Here is a 20,110-nt window from a genome sequence, read left to right as displayed (position 1 = left end):
ACAGCTCCTCTGTCCCTCCTCACGAAGAAGGGACACTGCCTGATTCGGCGAATTCCTGCTCATATATGGTCTGGACCTTCGCTAGAACGGCAGCGCTGTGGGCAGCGAACTTCAGCTCGGTGATCTGGTCCTTGATAAGAAATACTCCCGCCAGTTTGCTGTGCTGGCCTAAGGCTGCATTGTATAGCAGTCCGGCGCCATGGCTGGGATGGTGGAAGAAGAGCTTCATGATCGGCTTCAGCCAGAAGGGCAAGCCTGATTTTTTGCCGCTTCTAATGGTATTATTCCCTCCCGGATCTGCGCTGCGGATCAGGATGCCTTCTGCTGCGAGCTGGGGCGCAAGCTCCCGGGTCCAGAGCGAGAGGGCCAGCTTGGAGGTTGCATACGGACCGAATAGCTTTTTAAATGCAGTGGGATGCTCTAGCATATCCGGGTCAAATTGCTTCATGGTCATAAACGCATTAGATGAAGTGTTGACTACAGTTTTTATTTGTCCTTTTTGTAGAAGCTCTTTGAGCTCCATCGTAATCAAATACGGCGCCACAGTCTGGAGATCGAAATGCATTTCACGCCCTTGTCTGGAGTTACTTAGCTCGGGAAAGCTGCCGCCCGCATTGTTGAACAGCAGATCGATCTTCTGCTCTCTAGCTTTGATCTCATTCAAGGCATGTCTCAGTGCGGTGAAATCACTCAGGTCGGCTTTGTAGATCCGAAGCTGTCCGCATTTCACTGCCCTGCTGATTAATGTATCGTCCGTTGGATAATTTGAACGGATCAAGGCGATGATCTGCCAGCCTTCACCCAGCATTTTGCGGGTCAATTCAAGTCCAATGCCGTTGTTCGCACCTGTGATAAGCGCTGTTCCGCGATACTGTTGTCCTGTAGTCATTTGTCATTCTCCTTTGATGTTAGTCCCAGTCTGCGTAACGGAGTTGCAGGTCTGGCGGTTCATGCGCTTAGTGTATAACTTGGAGCCGACTCCAAGTCAAGCAGGGGATTTCACGCAAAACCAAGGTTGACTTGGAGCTGACTCCAGGTTATACAATGAAGAGACACAGTGAAAAATAACCGTGGAAGGTGATCCTATGAGCGAATCTGGTGCGAACTCCAGCGTAGATCTACTGCAAAGTTATTCCATTAAACAAACCTCGGAGCTTACAGGGATTACGGAGGATACAATACGGTATTACGAGAAAATTGGATTGCTGCCCCGGGCGCAGCGTAAGGGAAACAGCCACCGTATCTACAGCGACAACGATATTGAGACCATGAAGCTGATCACATGCCTCAAAAAAACAGGGATGTCACTGGATGATATGCGTCCTTACCTGGACCTGTCACTGGATTCCAATTTGTCTGAATACCCGGAATTGCATGCAATGATACGGAATCATAAGCAGAAAATATTGGATCAGATCGCATCCTTGCAACAGATTGTAGATCTGATTGACAGCAAAATGGACCAGGATTTTCTTGGGCCGCAGGAATGTGAATTGACCGGAGATCAGAAGAAAATGCCTGTGCGCAGGACCATACGATAATATGCAGCAGGCTCCAGCCCACAGGTTGGGGCTTTTTTCATTGCCGGATTCGGACAGTCTGCTTAGAATGATAGGAATGAGTATGATTACGTTTATGGGAGGAGTTACTTATGACACAACTGGTTTGTTCTCCGTCAAAATATATTCAGGGGAAAGGCGAACTCGCGCAGCTTGGACTCCATTGCTTACAGCTGGAAGCCAAAGGGGCTTATGCGATCATAGATCCCTATATTCTTTCTGTATACGGGCAGGAGATTGCAGACGGTTTCGATCGGGCTCAGCTCCCTTTGGTCCAGCGTGAATTCCGGGGAGAGTGTTCCATGGCGCAAGTTAATCAGATTATAGCCGGACTTGATGCGGGCATTAGTGTGATTGTCGGCATCGGTGGCGGGAAAACTCTGGATACGGCAAAAGCGGTCAGCCACTATGCTGGATTGCCTATGGTCCTCGTGCCAACAGTTGCCTCCACGGATGCGCCCTGCAGCGCCTTGTCTGTACTGTATTCGGAGGATGGGCAATTGGACCATTATCTGCACTTGCGGCGCAGTCCGGATGTGGTGGTTGCCGATGTGGATATCATCGCCAAGGCTCCGGCCAGGCTGCTCGCTGCAGGTATGGGCGATGCTCTGTCGACTTATTATGAAGCCAGAGCCTGCCGGCGCTCAGGCGCGGTTACTGAGGCGGGAGGAAAAGGCACCATTGCTGCCTTCGCTCTGGCGGGTGCTTGCCGTGATACTCTGCTGGCCTATGGGGCAGAAGCGCTTCGGGATTGCCGGGAAGGTATCGGCTCTGAGGCTCTTGGATTCATTGTGGAAGCCAATATTTATCTCAGCGGCATCGGTTTTGAGAGCGGCGGATTAGCTGCAGCGCATGCTATCCATAATGGGCTTACGATACTGGAGGAATGCCGGCATGTGCTGCATGGGGAGAAGGTTGCGTTCACAACGCTCGTGCAGCTGATGCTTGAGGAGGCACCGGAAGAAGAGGTTCTTGAGGTAATCTCATTTTGCCGGATGGCGGGCCTGCCCTTAACCCTAAGTCAACTGGGGTTGTCCGGTATAACGAGGGAGCGGCTTATGAATGCTGCTGAAGCCAGCTGTGCAGAAGACGGACCGATGGGCAATATGCCTTTTACTGTGACTACGCAGCAGGTACTGAATGCTATTTTTGCAGCAGATCGGCGTGGACAGCAAGCCCTGGCTGGGGATTGTTAATAATTGCGTAGCTGTTCTGTACATATTTATCCTCCGGGTTCCAAACAATGAGAACAATGGTTGTAGAACTCGAAGGAGGATTTCCTGATGAATAAAGGCTATCGTTTGGTTAAAGGCACTATGATATGTCTTATTGCTTCTGTAGTGATACTAACTGGCCAGTGCTTCGATGTGCCGCTTGCTCACGGCAAGGAAGCCGTCCAAGACCAGTACAGGGGGCAGGAACGCTCAAGCTTTCTGCTGACGAATCCCGTTCCACCTAGTGGTGCCGGAAATACACATGCTCAGCCGGCAGAGAATGTTTCTGGGCATAGCCGTGTAGCGATCATTATTGATGATTTTGGCAACGGGTTGCGGGGGACGGACGAAATGTTCAAGCTTCCGGTTAAGTTTACAGTGGCGGTTATGCCGTTTCTTCCGACATCAGAGAGGGACGCGAGGCGTGCCCATGACCGGGGTCTCGATGTGTTAGTGCATTTGCCCATGGAACCGAACAAAGGCAAGCCGGAATGGCTGGGGCCGGGAGCCGTACTGACACGGATGAGTGATACGGAGGTCCGCCAGCGGGTAGAGGCAGCACTGGATAATGTTCCATTTGCCATCGGGGTGAATAACCACATGGGCTCCAAAGTGACCGGTGATGAGCGGGTGATGGGCATTATCCTGAGTGTATGCAAGGAGCGGGGGCTGTTCTTTGTCGACAGCCATACCAACTACCGTTCGATTGCCGGGAGAATGGCCAGGGAGATGGGGCTTCCACCGGTAGAAAATCACATTTTTCTGGATGATGTTCATACCTCTGAACATGTGGCCAAGCAAATGCGGCTGGTGCAGGAAAGGGCAGTGAATCAAAAGTATTGTGTCACCATCGGACATGTCGGCATTCAGGGAAAAGAAACCGCTGCAGGCATCCGCAGCGGCATTGCTGAACTGAAAGATAGTGTTGAATTTGTAGGCATCTCCGATCTGGTCAAGGACCAGTGGAAATGGAATTCCAGTCTCACACTTCCATAAGATAGGCGGCAATGCCGCCAGCGATGGCTTCGGCAATGTCCTCCTGTCCTTTCGGGCTGCACAGCTTGGCCCTGTCGTCTGCATTACTAATGAATCCCGCCTCAACGATAACCGTTGTGGCGGTTATTTTGTTGAGCAGATAAAAGGGTCTGCCGGCCCTAGGCGCTTTCTTAACATCGTAAAGCTGGTTCAAATGGTCTTGAATGGATCTTGCGAGCAGGAAGCTGCGGCCTTCCTGGCGATACAGCACCAGCGGGCCTTGCTTCGCCGGAGATGGAGCCCAGTTGATGTGAATACTGACGACTACGTTTGCCGGCAGGGTCTCGGCCAGCTCTTTGCGCTGCGCCAGATCACGCAAATGCCGGGAGGAGCTGCGCAGCCAGCGGTTCTCGTCACTGGGCGCATAATCTCCGGTCCGGTTCAGAATGGCGTCAAAGCCATCACTGCGCAGCAGCAGGAACAGACGGCGGGATATCGCCAGCGTAATATCCTTTTCCAGAATGTTGCCATGCGAGGTGCCGCCATCAATCCCCCCGTGTCCCGCGTCAATTAGAATGATCCGCTGGTCGTGGCCCAGCATTTGATGACGTTCCGGCTTCCCGCCGACCTGTGAAGGTTCTATTAGGGCCGGTCGCGCTCCCGCAGCCGTTCCTGTAAATAGTGACATCAGTAGACCGGCATACGTCAAAAGCAGCCATACACGCCGTGTCTGTGTCAGATAGTCGCCTGTTCTCGGCAGAATTTTCAAGTGATATGAGCTTCTCAAGGGAATAACCTCCTTATCCGGGACGGGTCATGGGGATGGATACTTTGATAGATTGTGCCACAGCAGTCAAGGCTATACGGAAAAACGTACAAAAGGTTTAACACAGGGCCTTTTGGAGCAGACTAGCAGCATGGAGCTTGTGGCAGAGACATAGGAATTCCCGGTTCAGGGAAACAGGAGGTGAACCGTATGGCTTCCGGGGGTGATGATCTGGTGAAGTATATTACGGAGAAGGTAGTCGTCTATATGGAAGATCCGCGGGCCAGCAGGGAACGCAGAAAGGCTGAGAAACAGCCCTGGGCGGAAAAATGGTTCGGTATGCTCCCGCTTGGCTGGTCCATGTGGCGCAGCAAGTGGACGCGCAGCAGCAGGAAATAAAGCCAGGCGCGGCTTTATTCACTGAAATGGATTCAACACTAAGAGACACTGAAGGAAAATACGTTTCAGCCTTATATAACATACGTTAAAGCAAAGAACCTTCCTATGCCTATTCCAGACAAGGGAAGGTTCTTTGCAGTGCATCGCGGCACTAAACTTATTTAGAGGCCGGAACTGCTTGTGCTGCAACAGAGGCGACCCCTAGTGCAGCACTTCCCGAAGAGGGAAGCTTGTGCAAGGTTCCGCTGTGCTGAAGCATGTCAAGGGGGAGATACCGTTTGCCGTCCGGGCCGGAAGCGGCGTATAGAATGCCAGAGCTTCCGTTAGCCGGATTGCTCCCGGCGGCAGGTCGCCAGCGCTGAAAGCCGGTAACCATAAAGGGAGCCCCATATACGTCATTCCGGCCCCGGGACTGGAAGGCAAGACTGCTGCCTGAGGCCAGAGTCAGAGTGAGCTGGTCCACGCCAAGTGTAGGTAGTGGTGGTGCCGACAGCCATAATAAGTCAGCATACGGATCATCCTGCCCTTCGGTCCGGTAGACAGGAAGAGGAGAACGGTCAATATCCAGGCTGGATATTGTTCTGCTTCCGGCAGTATTGCCATGTAGAACAGCATCTGCATGGCTGGAACTCCAAGGCAGAACCTGTAACAAGGATGCATTAATATACATGATCTTACTGTCTATTGTTAATTTCCATACGGGCAGCAGGGGGGCGTAGAGCGCAGTGAGTTCAATCTTTCCGGAATAATGGACTGGGATAAGTTCCTGCTGCACCAGATACTGGCGCAGATCCTGCAAGCTGTAGGGGAGGCCGTAGCTGCCGGCTCCATATTCGCTGAGCATGTAACCGCCTTGTTCTGCAGCGGTGATAATCAAATAACCGATTCGCTGCTCTCCACTCATCACGTTAACCAGCCAGCTATGGGTTCCCGGTCCAAGGGGGAAATACTCAGTCCCGGCGTTGCTCCAGCTGGTGAAGGGAGGATCGGCGGACAGCTTTCGAATAGTCGTACTTGCGAAATCCTGCAGGGATTCCGGTGAGGTAACGGGTTTCATCGCAACTAAAGGCCAATTGGTTGTGGAGACTGCTTGCGTGACAGTTACCTGGGTTCCTGTGGCTGACAGCTCCGAAGGGAATGCAGAGCTGGCCGAGAACAGCATTATCCCCAGGCACAGGCAGAGGAGAAGGCGCCCGCGGTGTCCGGGAGCGTCCTTCTGCCTAGCTTTTATCTTCATTTGGCGTTCACCTTTCTTCACTGATGTACTGAATTTATTGTAGAGGACAAGCTCTGAAAAGGCTGTTGCTTGCTGTCGCTCTGGTGTGCGGGAATTCCACTGTTTTTTTGCCTGCTTTTAGCGAGCAGGGTCGCATCTTATGTGCTGCGCAGATGGAACAGGCCATAGGTCACGGCAGATACTGCAATCTGCGGCTCATACTGCCAGGTGGTCTCCTTACGCCGGCGGTTGTACTGCTCAAGGATCGCCAGCCGTTTCTCTTCATCCAGCTCCTTGAGCAGCTCCTCGTAATAGATATCCACTATACTTAGTTCCAACTGCAGCCGTTCACGTGCTTCTTCGGCCCAGGTGTAATCCAGCAGCGCCAGCTTTGAAGTCAGATAACCCTCCAGCCGGTCTGCCCCAGCAGCAATGTTCAGCTCAGATGGTTGAATGTGAATATTCTCCGGCAAGCGCGGCGTTAATTCACGTGATCCCAGCTTGGCCTCGAAATCAGGGACAATAAGCCCCGAGGTGAGCGAGACACCAATGAAATGCAGCTCCTCGCGCTTCAAATCACAGCTCATCTCCACCTTGTAGCAGACGGCGAGCCACGGTTCATAGGCAGCCGAGAGCAAGGTTAAGCGCTGCCTGCCACCGGGATCCTCAAACAGCTGCAGGCATTTGCCTTCCTCCCGGGCAGCTGACCAGATCTGTCCCAGGCGCTTGCTGCCGTAGGTGACGTCCTCGCGCCTGATCATCCCCGGGCCGATCCGGGGGAGCGGCGGAACGAACCCGAAGAAGCGGGAAAGGATGCTGTCCTGCGGATCAGCTGTACCCCCCGGCGGTGCTCCAGCCGCCGGGCCGATCCCTGAGCCGGCGCTTAGCTCCGCGCCGGCTTCTATCCCGGCCGCGCCCGCTCCGGCCGGCAGTCCCGCCGCGGCTGTGCGGTCTCCCGCTCCGCGCGGCTGTCTTACTGGCGGTGCTGCCTGCGCGGCTGCCGCCAGATGATCGTACTTCTCCGGATCGAAGACGAAAGTGAACGACAGTGTTTCCGGCGGGGCGCCCGTCCGCTCGACGAACCCCCAATAATAAGGCCGCTCCGTGAGCATGCGGTCCGCGCGAGGTGAGAGCTTCACCGTCACATGCAAGGGTGACACTTCGATCATTGAGCACTCTGTAGCCTCCAGATAATCCATGACTTGCTTGCGCACTTCCTGTGGCGTGAGTGTCATGCCCCGGCCTCGCTTTCGCCTTGAACCCCATGGGTCAGCTCGCTTAGCGATTCACCGATATGGTCCAGCCCGCTGCGCAGCTCCTCGTCGCTGCGGGCTTCGAGCATGATCTTATACAGGCTTTTTTCCAGTGATTCCTTCTTCTCGAAGCGTTCCAGAATGACGTCCAGTCCTCCGATGACCATCTCGAACATATTGATCTTCTCATGCAGCAGATGGAGAATATGCTCCTCAATGGTGCCTTCAGTTGAAAGATTGTAGATCACCACATCATTCTCCTGCCCCAGCCGGTGCACCCGGCCAATCCGCTGCTCCACCCGCATCGGGTTCCAGGGCAGATCGAAATTGATCATATGGTGGCAGAACTGCAGGTTGATGCCCTCGCCGCCGGCTTCGGTGGCAATCATCACCTGGGCGCGGCCGCGGAATAAGTCCATCATCCAGTCTTTTTTGCCCCGGTTCATGCCGCCGGAGTAAGTTACACACTGGAGACCGTGATCCCGGAAGTATTGAAGCAGGTACTCCTGAGTAGCCCGGTATTCAGTGAAGACGATCACCTTCTCGTTCATTTCCCGGATCAGCTCCATGGTTTTCTCCGCTTTTGTATTCGTTTTGACGGTGCGGAGGATCTGGAGCAGCTCCATCATCCGCTCGCGTTTTGGCGAGTCGGCCGGGAGCTTCTTGATCAGGTTGACCAGGGTTATAAAAACAGCATCCCGGCTGCTGCACACCTCGCGCTGCAGCGTAACCAGAGAGAGCATGCTGCTGAGATTGCCGCCCGATTCCTGATACTGGTCTTTGACAAAGGCCGTAACTCCGTCATATAATACTTTTTCCTCCGGTGAGAGCGTGAGCGGTATATTCTTTACTTTTCGCTTCGTGAAAGTCACCGGGCCTTCGCCGCGGCGGTTGCGGATCATGACTTTGGATAGCTCGCCCCGCAGTTGAACCTCGTTCTTCGGCTGGCGCTTGTCTACCACGAAATTGGTGGCAAAATCCCCCTGATTACCAAGCTGGCCCGGCTTTAGCAGTGTGATCAGATTGAACAGCTCGCCGAGATCATTCTGTACCGGTGTGGCAGTGAGCAGAAGGCAGTATTTTTTGCGCAGCTGCTGGACGAAGAGATAATTGGTTGATTTCTTGTTCTTGAGTTTATGGGCTTCATCGATAATGAGCATGTCGTATTCTTGATTCAGCAGCAGTTCCTTGTGCGGGTCCCGCTTGGCGGTATCCATAGAGGCGACAACGATATGGTTGTCCCAGGAGTAGGTCTTTTTTTGGGCAATAGCAGATATACCGAATTTGGTATTCAACTCACGCACCCATTGAAGCACCAGTGAAGCTGGTACAAGAATGAGGACCTTGGTCACAAGTCCCCGAACCAGATATTCCTTCAGCACGAGCCCTGCTTCAATGGTCTTGCCAAGTCCGACCTCATCGGCGAGAATGGCGCGTCCGGACATTTGGAACAGTACTTTATGAGCGGTATCGAGCTGGTGGGGGAGAGGGGACAGACCGGACAGATGCTTCATGCACTGCAGCTCATCAAAGCTGGTTACAAGCCCTGATTTTTCACCTTGAATGGCTAACCGGGACAGCCTCCAATTTCCCCAAGGTCCGCCTTTCTCCAGCCTCGACTCCAGATCATCCAGCCAGTTCCGGTCGAATGACAGAGGGACAGGCAGCAGCGTTTCGTGGGCCAGATCCTTTTCGGGTAACGGGTTACGGAATAATTGCGTCATGTTGCAGCCTCCTCCGGTGCTTGGTTCATAGCGAAATGTGTAGCAGTAGTATGCTCTTAAAAGAGAGAATTCATAACCTGCTATTTTCGGTCCGATGCTGTAAAATAGCGAGCAAGCGGGAGTAAATGTGCCATCTTTTGCCGATATTTCGCTGAGAGGCTCCTATTTTCGAAAAAGACCTTCTACACAATATGTGGTATAGTTGAAAAGCTGATTGACACAATATATTGTTACAAATGCTTGAAAGTTTGATTAATCCGGGCGTTTTTCGGTTATTTTTTATTGACAAGGGAAAGTTGCTGCGTGCAAGTCTGGTGCAGTCCATCCGCCGAAGTTCGGGTTGAAATATAAGGATTTATATGGTTCACGCTATACATCATCCTTATATTTCTCGCTGAAACGGATTCCGTCCCGCAAAAGGATGGCGAAGCCGTTTCCACTTGGAGAGTTTTACATATCACAATATCCGGGAGGTTTTTCTATTGAGTACAGTGGAACGCAAACAGCGTCTTGAAGGTCTGAGTGAAAAAATATTTTTGGACCGTTATGCCTGGAAGGATGCGGACAACAACAATGCCAAGGTAGGCGACGTTGTGCTCGTGCTGACCAAAGACGATCCGAAGTTCCCAACCAAGGAAGTCGGGGAGATTGTTGAACGTAGCGGCCGTGTGGTAACCGTAAAGACGCGCAGCGGCGAACTTGTACAGTCGGATGTGGAAAAATTAACACTTAACATAGAGAAGACTCCTGAGGAAATGTGGGACCGGCTCGCTTCAGCCATGGCTTCGGTAGAGAAAACCCCTGAGCTTCAGGAAGAATGGACAGGCAAATTCCGCTCCATTCTGGATGACTGGAAGCTCGTTCCGGGCGGACGTATTGCCGCAGGTGCCGGGGCAAGTGAAGAACTGACCCTGTTCAACTGTTATGTCGTTCCTTCGCCAAAAGACAGCCGCGGAGGCATCATGCAGACGTTGTCCGAAATGACTGAGATCATGGCCCGTGGCGGCGGTGTCGGCATCAACCTGTCCTCGCTTCGTCCGCGCCGTGCTATCGTTAGAGGCGTTAATGGCTCATCGAGCGGTTCTGTATCCTGGGGCGGACTGTTCAGCTACACGACTGGATTAATCGAACAGGGCGGAAGCCGCCGCGGTGCGCTGATGCTGATGATTAATGACTGGCACCCGGATGTGGTCGATTTCATCACCGTGAAGCAGACGATGGGCCAGGTGACCAACGCCAACCTGTCGGTATGCGTGAGCAACTCTTTTATGAAAGCAGTAAAGGAAGATCTGGACTGGGAGCTAGTGTTCCCGGATACGACTGATCCGGATTACGATACTGTCTGGGATGGGGATCTGGATAAATGGAAGGCCGATGGCCGGGCCGTGATTCCTTACCGTACAGTCAAGGCGCGCGAGGTATGGCACACCATTATTGAATCGGCCTGGAAATCGGCGGAGCCGGGTGTCGTATTCATGGAATACTACAACCAGATGTCCAACAGCTGGTACTTCAATCCGATTATCTGCACCAATCCATGCGGTGAGCAAGGTCTGCCGGGCTGGGGTGTATGCAATCTGTCGGCCATCAACCTCTCCAAGTTCTATGATGCGGAGAATCATGATGTAGATTGGGCGGATCTGGCAACAACCACCCGCTATTCCGTACGTTTCCTGGACAATGTTATCGACAAAACGCCTTACCACTTCCCTGAGAATGAAGCGAACCAGAAGCTGGAACGCCGCGTAGGTCTGGGCACCATGGGTCTGGCCGAGCTGATGATCAAGCTAAACATCCGTTACGGAAGCCCGGAATCCCTGGAGTTCCTGGACAAGCTCTACGGTTTCATGGCACGCGAAGCGTACCTGGCCTCATCCGGTATTGCTGGTGAGAAGGGTTCGTTCCAGGCCTTTGATACAGAAAAATATCTGCTCAGCGGATTCATGAAGAATATCACTGAAGCCTACCCTGAAGTCGGTGAATCGATCCGCAAGCACGGTATGCGCAATGTTACCGTGATCACTCAGGCACCTACAGGCAGCACTGGAACCATGGTTGGCACATCGACTGGTATTGAGCCGTATTTCGCCTTCAAATATTTCCGTCAGAGCCGTCTGGGATACGACGAACAGTTCGTACCGATTGCCCAGGAATGGCTGGAAGCTCATCCGGGTGAAGACCTTCCGGACTACTTCGTAACTTCGATGGATCTGTCTGCGAAGGATCATATTCGTGCACAGGCCGCAATTCAGCGCTGGGTAGACAGTTCGATCTCTAAGACAGCGAACTGCCCGTCCGACTTCACCGTTGAGGAAACGGCAGAGCTGTACGAAATGGCCTTCGATCTGGGCTGCAAAGGCGTAACGATCTACCGTGATGGCAGCCGTGACGTACAGATCCTGGAAACGGCGAAGAAGGAAGACAAAAAGGAAGCTCCAGTAGCAGAAGCCGCAGCTCCGGCAGTGGAACAGGCAGCACAGGCTGTAACAGCCAGCGCAGTTGTAGCAGCATCTCCGGCACCGCAAGCCAGCACCGCAGGCAGCGGAGACAAACAATACAAAAAACGCCCGCAAGTTCTGCGCGGCGCTACCTATAAGATTAACACGCCATTCGGCATGGCTTATATCACTATCAACGACCTGGATGGCATTCCGGCCGAAATCTTCCTGAATGTCGGCAAAGCAGGCTCCGACGTCTTCGCTATGGCCGAAGCACTGGGCCGTGTCTGCTCGCTGTTCCTCCGTTACGGAGACCACGGCGAGAAGGTTGAGCTGCTGATTAAGCATCTCAAGGGCATCGGCGGCTCGGGTGCCATTGGCTTCGGAGCGAACCGCGTTGAATCCATCGCTGACGCGGTAGCCAAAGCTCTGGAGACTCATGTGCAGAACAATGCCCTTGACGACCATGTGCCCGCTCCAATCGCGGCTACCCTGGAGCTTGATTTCAATGAAGCTTTGAATGCAGAATTGAATTCAAGCGTGCCAGCGGCAGCTTCCACGGACGATGGTCACGGCGGTCACGGAGCACACAGCCACACCACCGCATCCCGCGACCTCTGCCCATCCTGCGGCAGCGCCTCGCTGGTTAATATCGAGGGCTGCAAAACCTGCAGCAATTGCGGATATAGCCGGTGTGGTTAAGATTAAGAGCTTAGGTGAAAAAATCACAAAGTGTGATGGATCATGAAAGCTGCAAAAAGGACGATGAATACTGAGAAAACCAGCTCATGTAAAATGAGAACTTAATGTTTATTCATTTTATTGCATAAAACACTCGTCGATAATAAGATTGAAGAGTGGCTATGTTTTTGGAAAATGCACCTAGGAAATCATATTTAGTCAACCAAATAAGGAGCCTGATCTGGAATGTTCCAGCTTAGGCTCCTTTGATTTGTTACCATCATTTCAACTTCATAGACAAACTTTTAACCACCTCTAGAACATATCATCTCCCAATATTAAAAGAGCTTTTGTTTGACATTGTTCTTTCTCTTTAGACAAAAAAGTTATACAATTAGATTGTAAAAAATTGTTACAAGGATTATTAACTTAATTAATTTTATATATGGGGATGAAACTATGGTACCTCCACCGGAGCATACACGTTGGCTCTATAATACAGGTAGAAAAATCACCCTAATTGATGGTGGCGAAGTTGAATTATGGCATTTACAACATGAAGATGATGACACCGTTTTATCGATGTGGGCAACACACTTTAGAAATCAGTATTGTCTGGATTCTGAAATTGACTTTCTCCTAGAGGGAACTGGACTCACTCGAAGTCAATATTTAGACTCCATTAAATTTCCAGATCCACGACTTGCGCCAGGTCCTAGCATTCGAGCTGGGGATTTCGGTGAAATTTTAGTTGCAGATTATCTAGAATATATTATGAACTATTGGGTTCCTAGAACTCGTTATAATAATAAAACAGTAAGAAATGAGTCTACCAAAGGGTCAGATCTACTTGGGTTTCATATTAATAATCCACCAATGGACTCGTTAGAAGATATTTTAACTATTTTTGAAGTCAAAGCAAAGTTTACAGGCTCAGATGATGCACGATTACAAAAAGCAGTAGATGGATCAGCCAAAGATCAAGCAAGGAAAGCAGAATCACTTAATGCAATAAAACAACGATTTTTAGACAAACAAATGATAGATGATGCCCGCCGCATTCAAAGATTTCAAAACCCAGAGGATAAACCATTTACTGAAAATTATGGGGCTGTGGCTCTTATTAACACACCTTTTGTTGACAATGATATTATTAAATCAACAAGCGTGCAGAAACATCCTTTCCCCCAAAAGCTAACTTTGCTAGTGATACATGGCGATAGACTAATGGATCTTGTACATGAATTATATAGGAGAGCGGCAAATGAGGCCTGAACAGAATTCACAACAATTATTAAGTATTACACGTTCAAAAGCTAAAATGTTCGAATTTGATGTTCCTGAAGAATCACATATTCAAATCTTTAAAGACCCATCAAATCTCTTCTCTCTTACTATTGGAGTACTGGGAGACTTGGCAGCAGCTATTAACAATAAGGCAGAGGATTCAGTTATAAGCGAGCTTCGTAATTCCCTTGGTTTTTCTGCTCGTTTTTTTGATGCATATATTCAGACTCATATTAATGACGATCTAGATTTATATTTTTTCCTTTTAGGATCAGCTGCGTATTATCTAAGTAATTATCCAGGCAGCTCTGTTGTGCTAGCCAAAAAAGTCACTGAGGCTAATTTAGATCTAGAAGTACAGGAATTAGATAAATTTCTTTTATGGATGCTTTCTGGAGATTATTCTACAAATTTCAATTTTGAAAAAGTTTATTCAGAAGATCTACAAACGATCGCTTCTTTAGTGGTTCGCTATTATGAGGCAGGAGAAAGTAGAGAGCTTATTGAAGAAAGTTTGGCGATTTTAAGGAGAAAAGTATATGCATTTGGGAGTGCACGTGAATTACTTTTTATTGACACTGTCGGTGCTATTATCATTGAAAAAATAAATAATTCATCTTGGAATTGTTTGCCTATATATACAGGCCTATCTATTGGACACTGGTATGAAATTTTACAAAAGGATACTTTCCTCAAAGAATTTTGGCCAGCACAGCATTTAATCGGAAATAAAGGCATTTTTCGAGGTGAATCTTCTGTAATACAGATTCCTACAAGTGCTGGAAAAACGAGGGCAGCAGAAATAATTATCCGAAGTGCCTTTCTTTCACAACGGACGAATCTAGCAATTATTGTTGCACCTTTTAGGGCACTTTGCCAAGAAATTAAAAGTACACTTTTACATGCTTTTAAGGATGAAGACGTCAATGTTGATGATATATCAGATGCGATTCAAGTAGATTTCGATATAGAAAGAATTATTGAAGGCAAGCAAATATTAGTGTTAACTCCAGAAAAGTTTCTTTATGTCCTGAGGCAAACACCCGAGTTAGCTGATAATATCGGTGTACTTATTTATGATGAAGGCCATCAATTTGATAGCGGATTACGGGGAGTAACTTTTGAACTCTTGTTAACTTCATTAAACAGAATGATAGGGGCACATACGCAAAAGGTGCTCATTTCTGCTGTTATTAGCAATGCAGATTCGGTCGGAGTTTGGTTGAATGGTGAAAGTAATATTTCCGTGAATGGCTCTGATTTGTCTCCAACATTTAAGACAATCGCTTTCTCTAGTTGGACTGATACTTTAGGACGATTACAATTTGTCTCTAAAGACGATCCTGAAATCAATGAATTTTTTGTACCTAGAATAATTGAGCAACAAGAATTGTCGAAAAAACCTAGGGAAAGAAAACCTAGATTCTTTCCTGAAAAAAACGATGTGCAATCTACAGCGTTATACTTAGGTTTAAAACTTGTGCGAAATGGTGGTGTAGCAGTATTTTGTGGTAAAAAAACCACCGTAGTTTCTATGTGTAAACAATTAACAGACCTATTTTTGAGAAATCCAACTTTCCCTATGCCAAACCTATATTCGAATGAAGAGGAAATCTCAAGAATTCATTACCTATACTCCGAACATTTCGGTACAGATTATGAAGAAACTATATGTGCTCGGTTAGGAATATTAACGCACCATGGAAGCCTTCCTCAAGGAGTTAGATTAGCAGTCGAATTTGCTATGAAAGAGGGTAAAGCAAAATTTGTTATTTGTACATCTACTTTGGCCCAAGGAGTTAACATACCAATTCGCTATTTAATAGTTAGTAGTATTTATCAAGGTCAGGAAAAAATAAAAGTTCGTGATTTCCATAACTTAATAGGTAGAGTGGGACGTTCAGGAATGCATACTGAGGGAAGCATTATATTTGCAGATACAGAACTTTACGATAATAGAAGAGATTTCAATATGATTGGCGGTCGTGGACGCTGGAGATCCATTAAAAAATTACTAAATCCTTTAGATTCTGAACCATGTAGAAGTACTTTATTATCACTTTTAGAACCTTTAAAGGAAAAGAATGATTTTTATCCTTTTGATCCTCTTAACTTTATAGAAGAGATATTATTTAATCAAACAACTATTGAAGAGTATTATCTGGAGATAATATTAAGTAGATATCCTAGCGTTGAATTTAATTATGATTCGTTGATTTATCAACTTAATAATAAATTAAATATTCTTGCTGCAATTGAAAGCTTTCTAATGACATATATAACTGATGAATCACAGATTGAAGATTTGGTTTCCGGAACATTTGCGTATCATCTAGCTGAAATAGAAGAACGTGAACTGTTAACTCTAATTTTCGGAAAGCTTTATGAAAGAATTAACGAAAAAATTCCTGACGATACAATTAAAAAAATATATGGAAAAACTTTGTTTGGTGTTGATAAAACTCTCATATTTGTTAATTGGGTTAATGTAAATTTAAATGCATTAAGTTCTGTTTCAACAAATCATCAAGCTTTACTTCAACTCTTATGGCCTATTATCAGAGATAATGTTTCTCATACGATAATTCGTAAATGTGAAAATCTTGATGCTATGTTGGATATGCTCAAGGGCTGGGTTCAAGGGCTATCCTATCAGATTCTCTTTCAAAATTTATTAGATAGTGATATTAGGTTCATTTATAAAACACAAAGGAGGCTCCCCACTTTAGAAAATATTGTTGATATATGTGATAATGGAATATCTTATGAAGTTACTCTTATCATCGGAGCAATCATTGAAATTATTCTTATAAATTCCTTTGAAGATAGTGAAGAATTAATACACCAACTTCAAATACTTCAAAAAAGATTAAAATACGGGGTATCTACTATGTTTGAAATTCACATTTATGAGATTGGTTTTTCAGATAGAGTAATTTCACAAGATTTAAGCAGAGCTATTACTCCTCCACAAAATTTATCCAAAAGCTTAGTACGTCGGAGTTTGAAAAGACAACAAGTACGAGCGCGTGCTATTATCAATAAGTATCCTTCTTATTACTCAATGATATTAAATAGACTTTAAAGTCTGTTGTATTTAGGCTATATTTGTTAACTATAATGTTGTTAATATCATAAAAGAATCAAAAAGTATGAGTCACATATTTATAAAATAAAGTGTCGAATAACCAACATATAGAAGATAAATAAGTATTTTGGGATATAAGTTGACGGAGAGAAGATTTTGAATTTAAAGTTTAATGGCAACGAATAACTGAGTGGATCCTTTAAATCAAGCAAAAACTTTAAGAATATATGTTGCACCTTTTGTAGACTTTTATGCGAAATATACATTACTATAAATACTTACTGTATTATAGTGAATAAAATGTATATAAGCCGATTTTCAGATATTGAGGATTTGTCGATTTCTATGATCCCATATAGGTAGTATTGTTCAAACCGGAATCTTTTTATCATCTTTCGTGAGAGACTATGCTAATGAAATAAGGCTTTCATACATTGTTTTTTCTGCTTTGGTGATCCACCACAAAGATTTTGATTTTTCATTTTAAATTAGAATTGTTTCATTTTAAGTGAGATAAATGTTTCATTTAGAATGATGAAATGAATTTATACACTTAAGTGAATGAAAATACAACAAAACTACATCTAGTACACGGCAGCATGCTTCATTATGTTGCCGTGTTCTTTTTTATATGTGCCTATTTTATGCAATGATTTTAATCATTCCAATATATAAAAGCTAAAACAATTAATGCATAGGATTGGTGAAGCGTCGTTAGCTTTGGTTCCTTAGTTGAAAATTAGTCAAACACCAATTTACAATACCTATAGTCAATTTTCTTTCAAACTTTTGATTTCAGAGATGAGATTTTCCGATGTTCTTCCATTAATTTCCTGTGAGAAGGATTTCATTTCTTTGCTTTGTCCCTCAAATGCTGATAGAACGTAATCCCCATCTACCACATAATACGTTCCATAACGGGTAAAGGAGTAGCTTCCTTCTTGCTGTTCCCCCACTCCTTTTTTTATTGCGACAACGATCTTCATCCCGGGTTTGAGATCTGGTTCTACGCCCTTGAATTCAGAGTTGTAGATTAAGTTAATAGAACTTCCAACCTCTTCACCTGTAACTACTTCTTCTACATTGACTTGATAAGATGTGAACTCGGGTTTGTATGGTTGTAAACCGGATTCTTTTGTTTTCTCGGTAAAATTACCTTCTGCAGTTCCAGGCTCTGTTATTAGATCTACACTAAAATCTGGCATTTGCTGAATAACCTCAGCGATAATGACCGAGTCGGCATAATCCAACACCTCTTTAAACGTTAGATCTCTTAGATCAACATTTTTTGGTGAACCTGTAGATAATGGATACTCTTTACGAAGTTCCTTTATTTTTTCTGGCGAAAGACTTGTGGCAGCGATTTTATCTGATTGGGAAGTAAGATTGGTACAACCAGTTACGATTCCGAATATCATCATGGATATAATGGTGGATGTTATTAGTTTTTTTATATTCATCTCAAACCTCCTTAATATTTATTAATTAAATTATTAATGTCATGTGATCTAGGCAAGTGATGAATCCGATCTTTGATGCGCAATTTTCTTGGTACAGCTACGGCTTTCGGCCGGGAAAGAGCCCGCATGACGCTGTTAAACAAGCTCAAAGATATATCCAAAGTGGCCTAAGATAGGTTGTGGACCTAATCTGCGCTTACTTAAACGCCGGAGTTATAGTGGATGGAAAATGGGAGAGTAGCCGGGAGGGGATGCCACAAGGCGGTCCGCTTAGTCCGCTTCTAGCAAACATTCTATTGGATGATCTGGACAAGAAACTGACCGGGTGAGGATTGCGATTCGTACGCTACGCGGACGACTGTAATATCTTTGTGGGGAGTAAACGAGCAGGCGAGCGTGTCATGGAATCGGTAAGCCATGGGACCAATGGATTCGGAGAAGACTCCGAATGTGTCTATGGAAGCCATGGAAACGAGTGCGAACACGAATTCGAGAACTCCGGGCACTTGGGGTCCCAGAGTGGGCTTATTTTACAATGGCCAACTCGAGGCGAGGCGCATGGGGAATGTCCCGGAACACGAATAATACCCTCAGGGCTTCCTACTGGGAAGCCCTGAGGGCTGAAAAGTTTGCTTTCACGTTATCTGGTACTTTGTTAACCTTTTGGAACCGCCGTATGCGGACCCGCATGTACGGTGGTGTGAGAGGACGGGGGCTTACCGCCCCCTCCTACTCCATTATTCATTGAATCTGAACCTTTATTTTTCAATCGAAATGGCTGCTTCTAAAGCTACTTCCATCATGCTGTTGAAAGAATTCTGTCTTTCTTCTGCAGTAGTCACGGCATGGGTAACCAAGGAATCCGAGATGGTAAGAATACACGCTGCTTGTTTGCCTAATACTTTAGCATTATGGAACAACGCATAGCTCTCCATTTCTACACAAACACAGCCATGTTCATTGTAAAATTCATTGACTCCAGGAACATTGTCTTCATGATAGAACACATCGCTTGAATGAATTCTTGCAGTCAAAAGAGGCTTGCTGATGCGTTTAGCCGCAGCTTCAATGATATCATTCAAGGCTTTACTTGGAAGCTGTATATTTCCTTCTACACCACTTTGCACATAGGCATATGTAGATTCACTCCACGCACTGTCTGCCAGTACCACGTCAAATAAATTTAATGTGTCTGTATAAGCTCCTGCACTACCAATACGAATAATATTTTCCACACCATAGTGATTGTACAGCTCATAAGAGTAAATACCGATACTTGGCATTCCCATTCCCGAACCCATCACAGATACTTGTGTACCTTTGTAAGTTCCTGTATATCCGAACATATTCCGTACCGTATTGAATTGGGTATAGTTGTCCAAATAGGTTTCTGCGATATATTTCGCTCTTAAAGGATCTCCTGGCATTAATACCGTTTTGGCGATTTCGCCATTCTGTGCGGCATTATGTGGGGTTGACATGATTTATTCCTCCTAAAGTTGGTTACTCGATAATTATTTTATCCATTTCACTATACCATCTATGAACTTGTTTTTCAGCATGGCAGGAAAGGAACTTTAATTTCAACCTAGAATATCTAAGGTAATCGAATAGCTAAAAATTTAACGAAAGACAGGAGTGGGTTACGATGATAAAAGGTTTTGGAGGGATATTTTGGAGAACGGGTAATCTTGAAGTTGTGAAAAAATGGTACAGTGAAGTGTTGCAGATTGAATTCGAAAGCTGGAATGGGACTGTGATACAACCTCAATCAGATAATACGACTACTTTGTCTTTCTTTACTGAGAATGACAGTTATTTTCCAACAGGACAACAGGTGATGTTGAATTTCCAAGTGGATAATCTTAACGAGATGATGAAACATCTTGAACATATGGGTGTATCTCTTGCAAAGGAAAAAGAGAGCAGTGAATATGGAACGTTTATTTGGATTGAAGATCCTGATGGCCGACTGGTCGAGCTGTGGGAGAAATAGATTGAATGGAGCCTAATACGGATACCTCATCTGATTTTACATCCCTTTGATATG

Annotated in this window: 15 protein-coding genes and 1 pseudogene; 9 read left to right on the top strand and 7 right to left on the bottom strand. The window is 46.5% G+C overall.

Annotation, left to right across the window (positions count from 1 at the left end; translation table 11 throughout):
* Positions 1-19: 19 nt before the first annotated feature.
* Positions 20-889 (bottom strand): SDR family NAD(P)-dependent oxidoreductase, encoded by an 870-nt coding sequence (locus tag ACAN54_RS10285; protein WP_379153682.1) that lies wholly within the window; start codon positions 887-889, stop codon positions 20-22.
* A 196-nt stretch (positions 890-1,085) separates the two neighbouring features.
* On the opposite strand from ACAN54_RS10285, the gene ACAN54_RS10280 reads away from it, so the two are divergent.
* The 3 genes from ACAN54_RS10280 to ACAN54_RS10270 all read left to right on the top strand — a co-directional run bounded on the left by ACAN54_RS10280 (position 1,086) and on the right by ACAN54_RS10270 (position 3,769).
* Positions 1,086-1,541: a MerR family transcriptional regulator gene (locus ACAN54_RS10280; protein WP_379153680.1), complete on the top strand. Its 456-nt coding sequence runs from the start codon at positions 1,086-1,088 to the stop codon at positions 1,539-1,541.
* Between the two features lie 110 nt (positions 1,542-1,651).
* Positions 1,652-2,755 carry a glycerol dehydrogenase gene (locus ACAN54_RS10275; protein ID WP_379153677.1) on the top strand — a complete coding sequence of 368 codons (1,104 nt, stop codon included), beginning with the start codon at positions 1,652-1,654 and terminating at the stop codon, positions 2,753-2,755.
* A gap of 87 nt (positions 2,756-2,842) precedes the next feature.
* Entirely contained in the window at positions 2,843-3,769 is a 927-nt protein-coding gene (locus tag ACAN54_RS10270; RefSeq protein WP_379153675.1) for a divergent polysaccharide deacetylase family protein, read from the top strand.
* On the opposite strand, the gene ACAN54_RS10265 is transcribed toward ACAN54_RS10270, so the two are convergent.
* Positions 3,756-4,535: an N-acetylmuramoyl-L-alanine amidase gene (locus tag ACAN54_RS10265; protein ID WP_379153673.1), complete on the bottom strand. Its 780-nt coding sequence runs from the start codon at positions 4,533-4,535 to the stop codon at positions 3,756-3,758. The genes ACAN54_RS10270 and ACAN54_RS10265 overlap by 14 nt on opposite strands.
* Before the next feature lie 189 nt (positions 4,536-4,724).
* Here ACAN54_RS10265 and ACAN54_RS10260 point away from each other — a divergent pair, with 189 nt between their 5' ends.
* Positions 4,725-4,913, top strand: coding sequence for a YqzE family protein (locus ACAN54_RS10260; protein ID WP_379153671.1), 189 nt, complete (start codon positions 4,725-4,727; stop codon positions 4,911-4,913).
* Positions 4,914-5,070: 157 nt separating this feature from the next.
* On the opposite strand, the gene ACAN54_RS10255 is transcribed toward ACAN54_RS10260, so the two are convergent.
* From ACAN54_RS10255 to ACAN54_RS10245, 3 genes are all read right to left on the bottom strand, one after another.
* Entirely contained in the window at positions 5,071-6,150 is a 1,080-nt protein-coding gene (locus tag ACAN54_RS10255; protein WP_379153669.1) for a hypothetical protein, read from the bottom strand.
* Positions 6,151-6,287: 137 nt separating this feature from the next.
* Positions 6,288-7,364, bottom strand: a complete 1,077-nt coding sequence (locus ACAN54_RS10250) for a YqhG family protein (protein ID WP_379153667.1) — start codon at positions 7,362-7,364, stop codon at positions 6,288-6,290.
* Entirely contained in the window at positions 7,361-9,106 is a 1,746-nt protein-coding gene (locus tag ACAN54_RS10245) for a DEAD/DEAH box helicase (protein ID WP_379153665.1), read from the bottom strand. Before ACAN54_RS10245 ends, ACAN54_RS10250 begins: the two co-directional genes overlap by 4 nt.
* A gap of 482 nt (positions 9,107-9,588) precedes the next feature.
* Here ACAN54_RS10245 and ACAN54_RS10240 point away from each other — a divergent pair, with 482 nt between their 5' ends.
* The 3 genes from ACAN54_RS10240 (at position 9,589) to ACAN54_RS10230 (ending at position 16,597) form a co-directional block, all read left to right on the top strand.
* Entirely contained in the window at positions 9,589-12,246 is a 2,658-nt protein-coding gene (locus ACAN54_RS10240; protein ID WP_379153663.1) for an adenosylcobalamin-dependent ribonucleoside-diphosphate reductase, read from the top strand.
* A gap of 438 nt (positions 12,247-12,684) precedes the next feature.
* Positions 12,685-13,500, top strand: coding sequence for a Hachiman antiphage defense system protein HamA (locus ACAN54_RS10235; RefSeq protein ID WP_379153660.1), 816 nt, complete (start codon positions 12,685-12,687; stop codon positions 13,498-13,500).
* On the top strand, positions 13,490-16,597 hold the full coding sequence (locus ACAN54_RS10230; RefSeq protein WP_379153658.1) for a DEAD/DEAH box helicase: 3,108 nt from the start codon (positions 13,490-13,492) through the stop codon (positions 16,595-16,597). Before ACAN54_RS10235 ends, ACAN54_RS10230 begins: the two co-directional genes overlap by 11 nt.
* A 773-nt stretch (positions 16,598-17,370) precedes the next feature.
* On the opposite strand, the gene ACAN54_RS10225 is transcribed toward ACAN54_RS10230, so the two are convergent.
* The gene (locus tag ACAN54_RS10225; RefSeq protein ID WP_379153656.1) at positions 17,371-18,060 is read right to left on the bottom strand and encodes a hypothetical protein; all 690 of its coding nucleotides are present in this window, start codon (positions 18,058-18,060) and stop codon (positions 17,371-17,373) included.
* 53 nt (positions 18,061-18,113) lie between these two features.
* On the opposite strand from ACAN54_RS10225, the pseudogene ACAN54_RS10220 reads away from it, so the two are divergent.
* Positions 18,114-18,719, top strand: a pseudogene (locus ACAN54_RS10220) (reverse transcriptase domain-containing protein); the annotation flags it as partial.
* Between the two features lie 99 nt (positions 18,720-18,818).
* Here ACAN54_RS10220 and deoD read toward each other — a convergent pair.
* A complete protein-coding gene (gene deoD / locus ACAN54_RS10215) occupies positions 18,819-19,541 on the bottom strand; it encodes a purine-nucleoside phosphorylase (RefSeq protein ID WP_379153654.1) in 723 nt (240 codons plus the stop codon).
* 167 nt (positions 19,542-19,708) lie between these two features.
* Between deoD and ACAN54_RS10210 the strand changes: the two genes are divergently transcribed.
* Complete coding sequence (locus ACAN54_RS10210) at positions 19,709-20,056, top strand: VOC family protein (protein ID WP_379153652.1); 348 nt, start codon at positions 19,709-19,711, stop codon at positions 20,054-20,056.
* Positions 20,057-20,110: the final 54 nt, after the last annotated feature.

This window comes from Paenibacillus diazotrophicus (assembly GCF_042610465.1).
This window is presented reverse-complemented; position numbering and strand designations above follow the sequence as displayed.

What these genes read in the sequence shown, in the direction of transcription:
- ACAN54_RS10285 (WP_379153682.1), bottom strand. Translation starts at nt 889, where the DNA reads ATGACTACAGGACAACAGTATCGCGGAACAGCGCTTATCACAGGTGCG.
- ACAN54_RS10280 (WP_379153680.1), top strand. Translation starts at nt 1,086, where the DNA reads ATGAGCGAATCTGGTGCGAACTCCAGCGTAGATCTACTGCAAAGTTAT.
- ACAN54_RS10275 (WP_379153677.1), top strand. Translation starts at nt 1,652, where the DNA reads ATGACACAACTGGTTTGTTCTCCGTCAAAATATATTCAGGGGAAAGGC.
- ACAN54_RS10270 (WP_379153675.1), top strand. Translation starts at nt 2,843, where the DNA reads ATGAATAAAGGCTATCGTTTGGTTAAAGGCACTATGATATGTCTTATT.
- ACAN54_RS10260 (WP_379153671.1), top strand. Translation starts at nt 4,725, where the DNA reads ATGGCTTCCGGGGGTGATGATCTGGTGAAGTATATTACGGAGAAGGTA.
- ACAN54_RS10255 (WP_379153669.1), bottom strand. Translation starts at nt 6,150, where the DNA reads ATGAAGATAAAAGCTAGGCAGAAGGACGCTCCCGGACACCGCGGGCGC.
- ACAN54_RS10250 (WP_379153667.1), bottom strand. Translation starts at nt 7,364, where the DNA reads ATGACACTCACGCCACAGGAAGTGCGCAAGCAAGTCATGGATTATCTG.
- ACAN54_RS10245 (WP_379153665.1), bottom strand. Translation starts at nt 9,106, where the DNA reads ATGACGCAATTATTCCGTAACCCGTTACCCGAAAAGGATCTGGCCCAC.
- ACAN54_RS10235 (WP_379153660.1), top strand. Translation starts at nt 12,685, where the DNA reads ATGGTACCTCCACCGGAGCATACACGTTGGCTCTATAATACAGGTAGA.
- ACAN54_RS10230 (WP_379153658.1), top strand. Translation starts at nt 13,490, where the DNA reads ATGAGGCCTGAACAGAATTCACAACAATTATTAAGTATTACACGTTCA.
- ACAN54_RS10225 (WP_379153656.1), bottom strand. Translation starts at nt 18,060, where the DNA reads ATGAATATAAAAAAACTAATAACATCCACCATTATATCCATGATGATA.
- deoD (WP_379153654.1), bottom strand. Translation starts at nt 19,541, where the DNA reads ATGTCAACCCCACATAATGCCGCACAGAATGGCGAAATCGCCAAAACG.
- ACAN54_RS10210 (WP_379153652.1), top strand. Translation starts at nt 19,709, where the DNA reads ATGATAAAAGGTTTTGGAGGGATATTTTGGAGAACGGGTAATCTTGAA.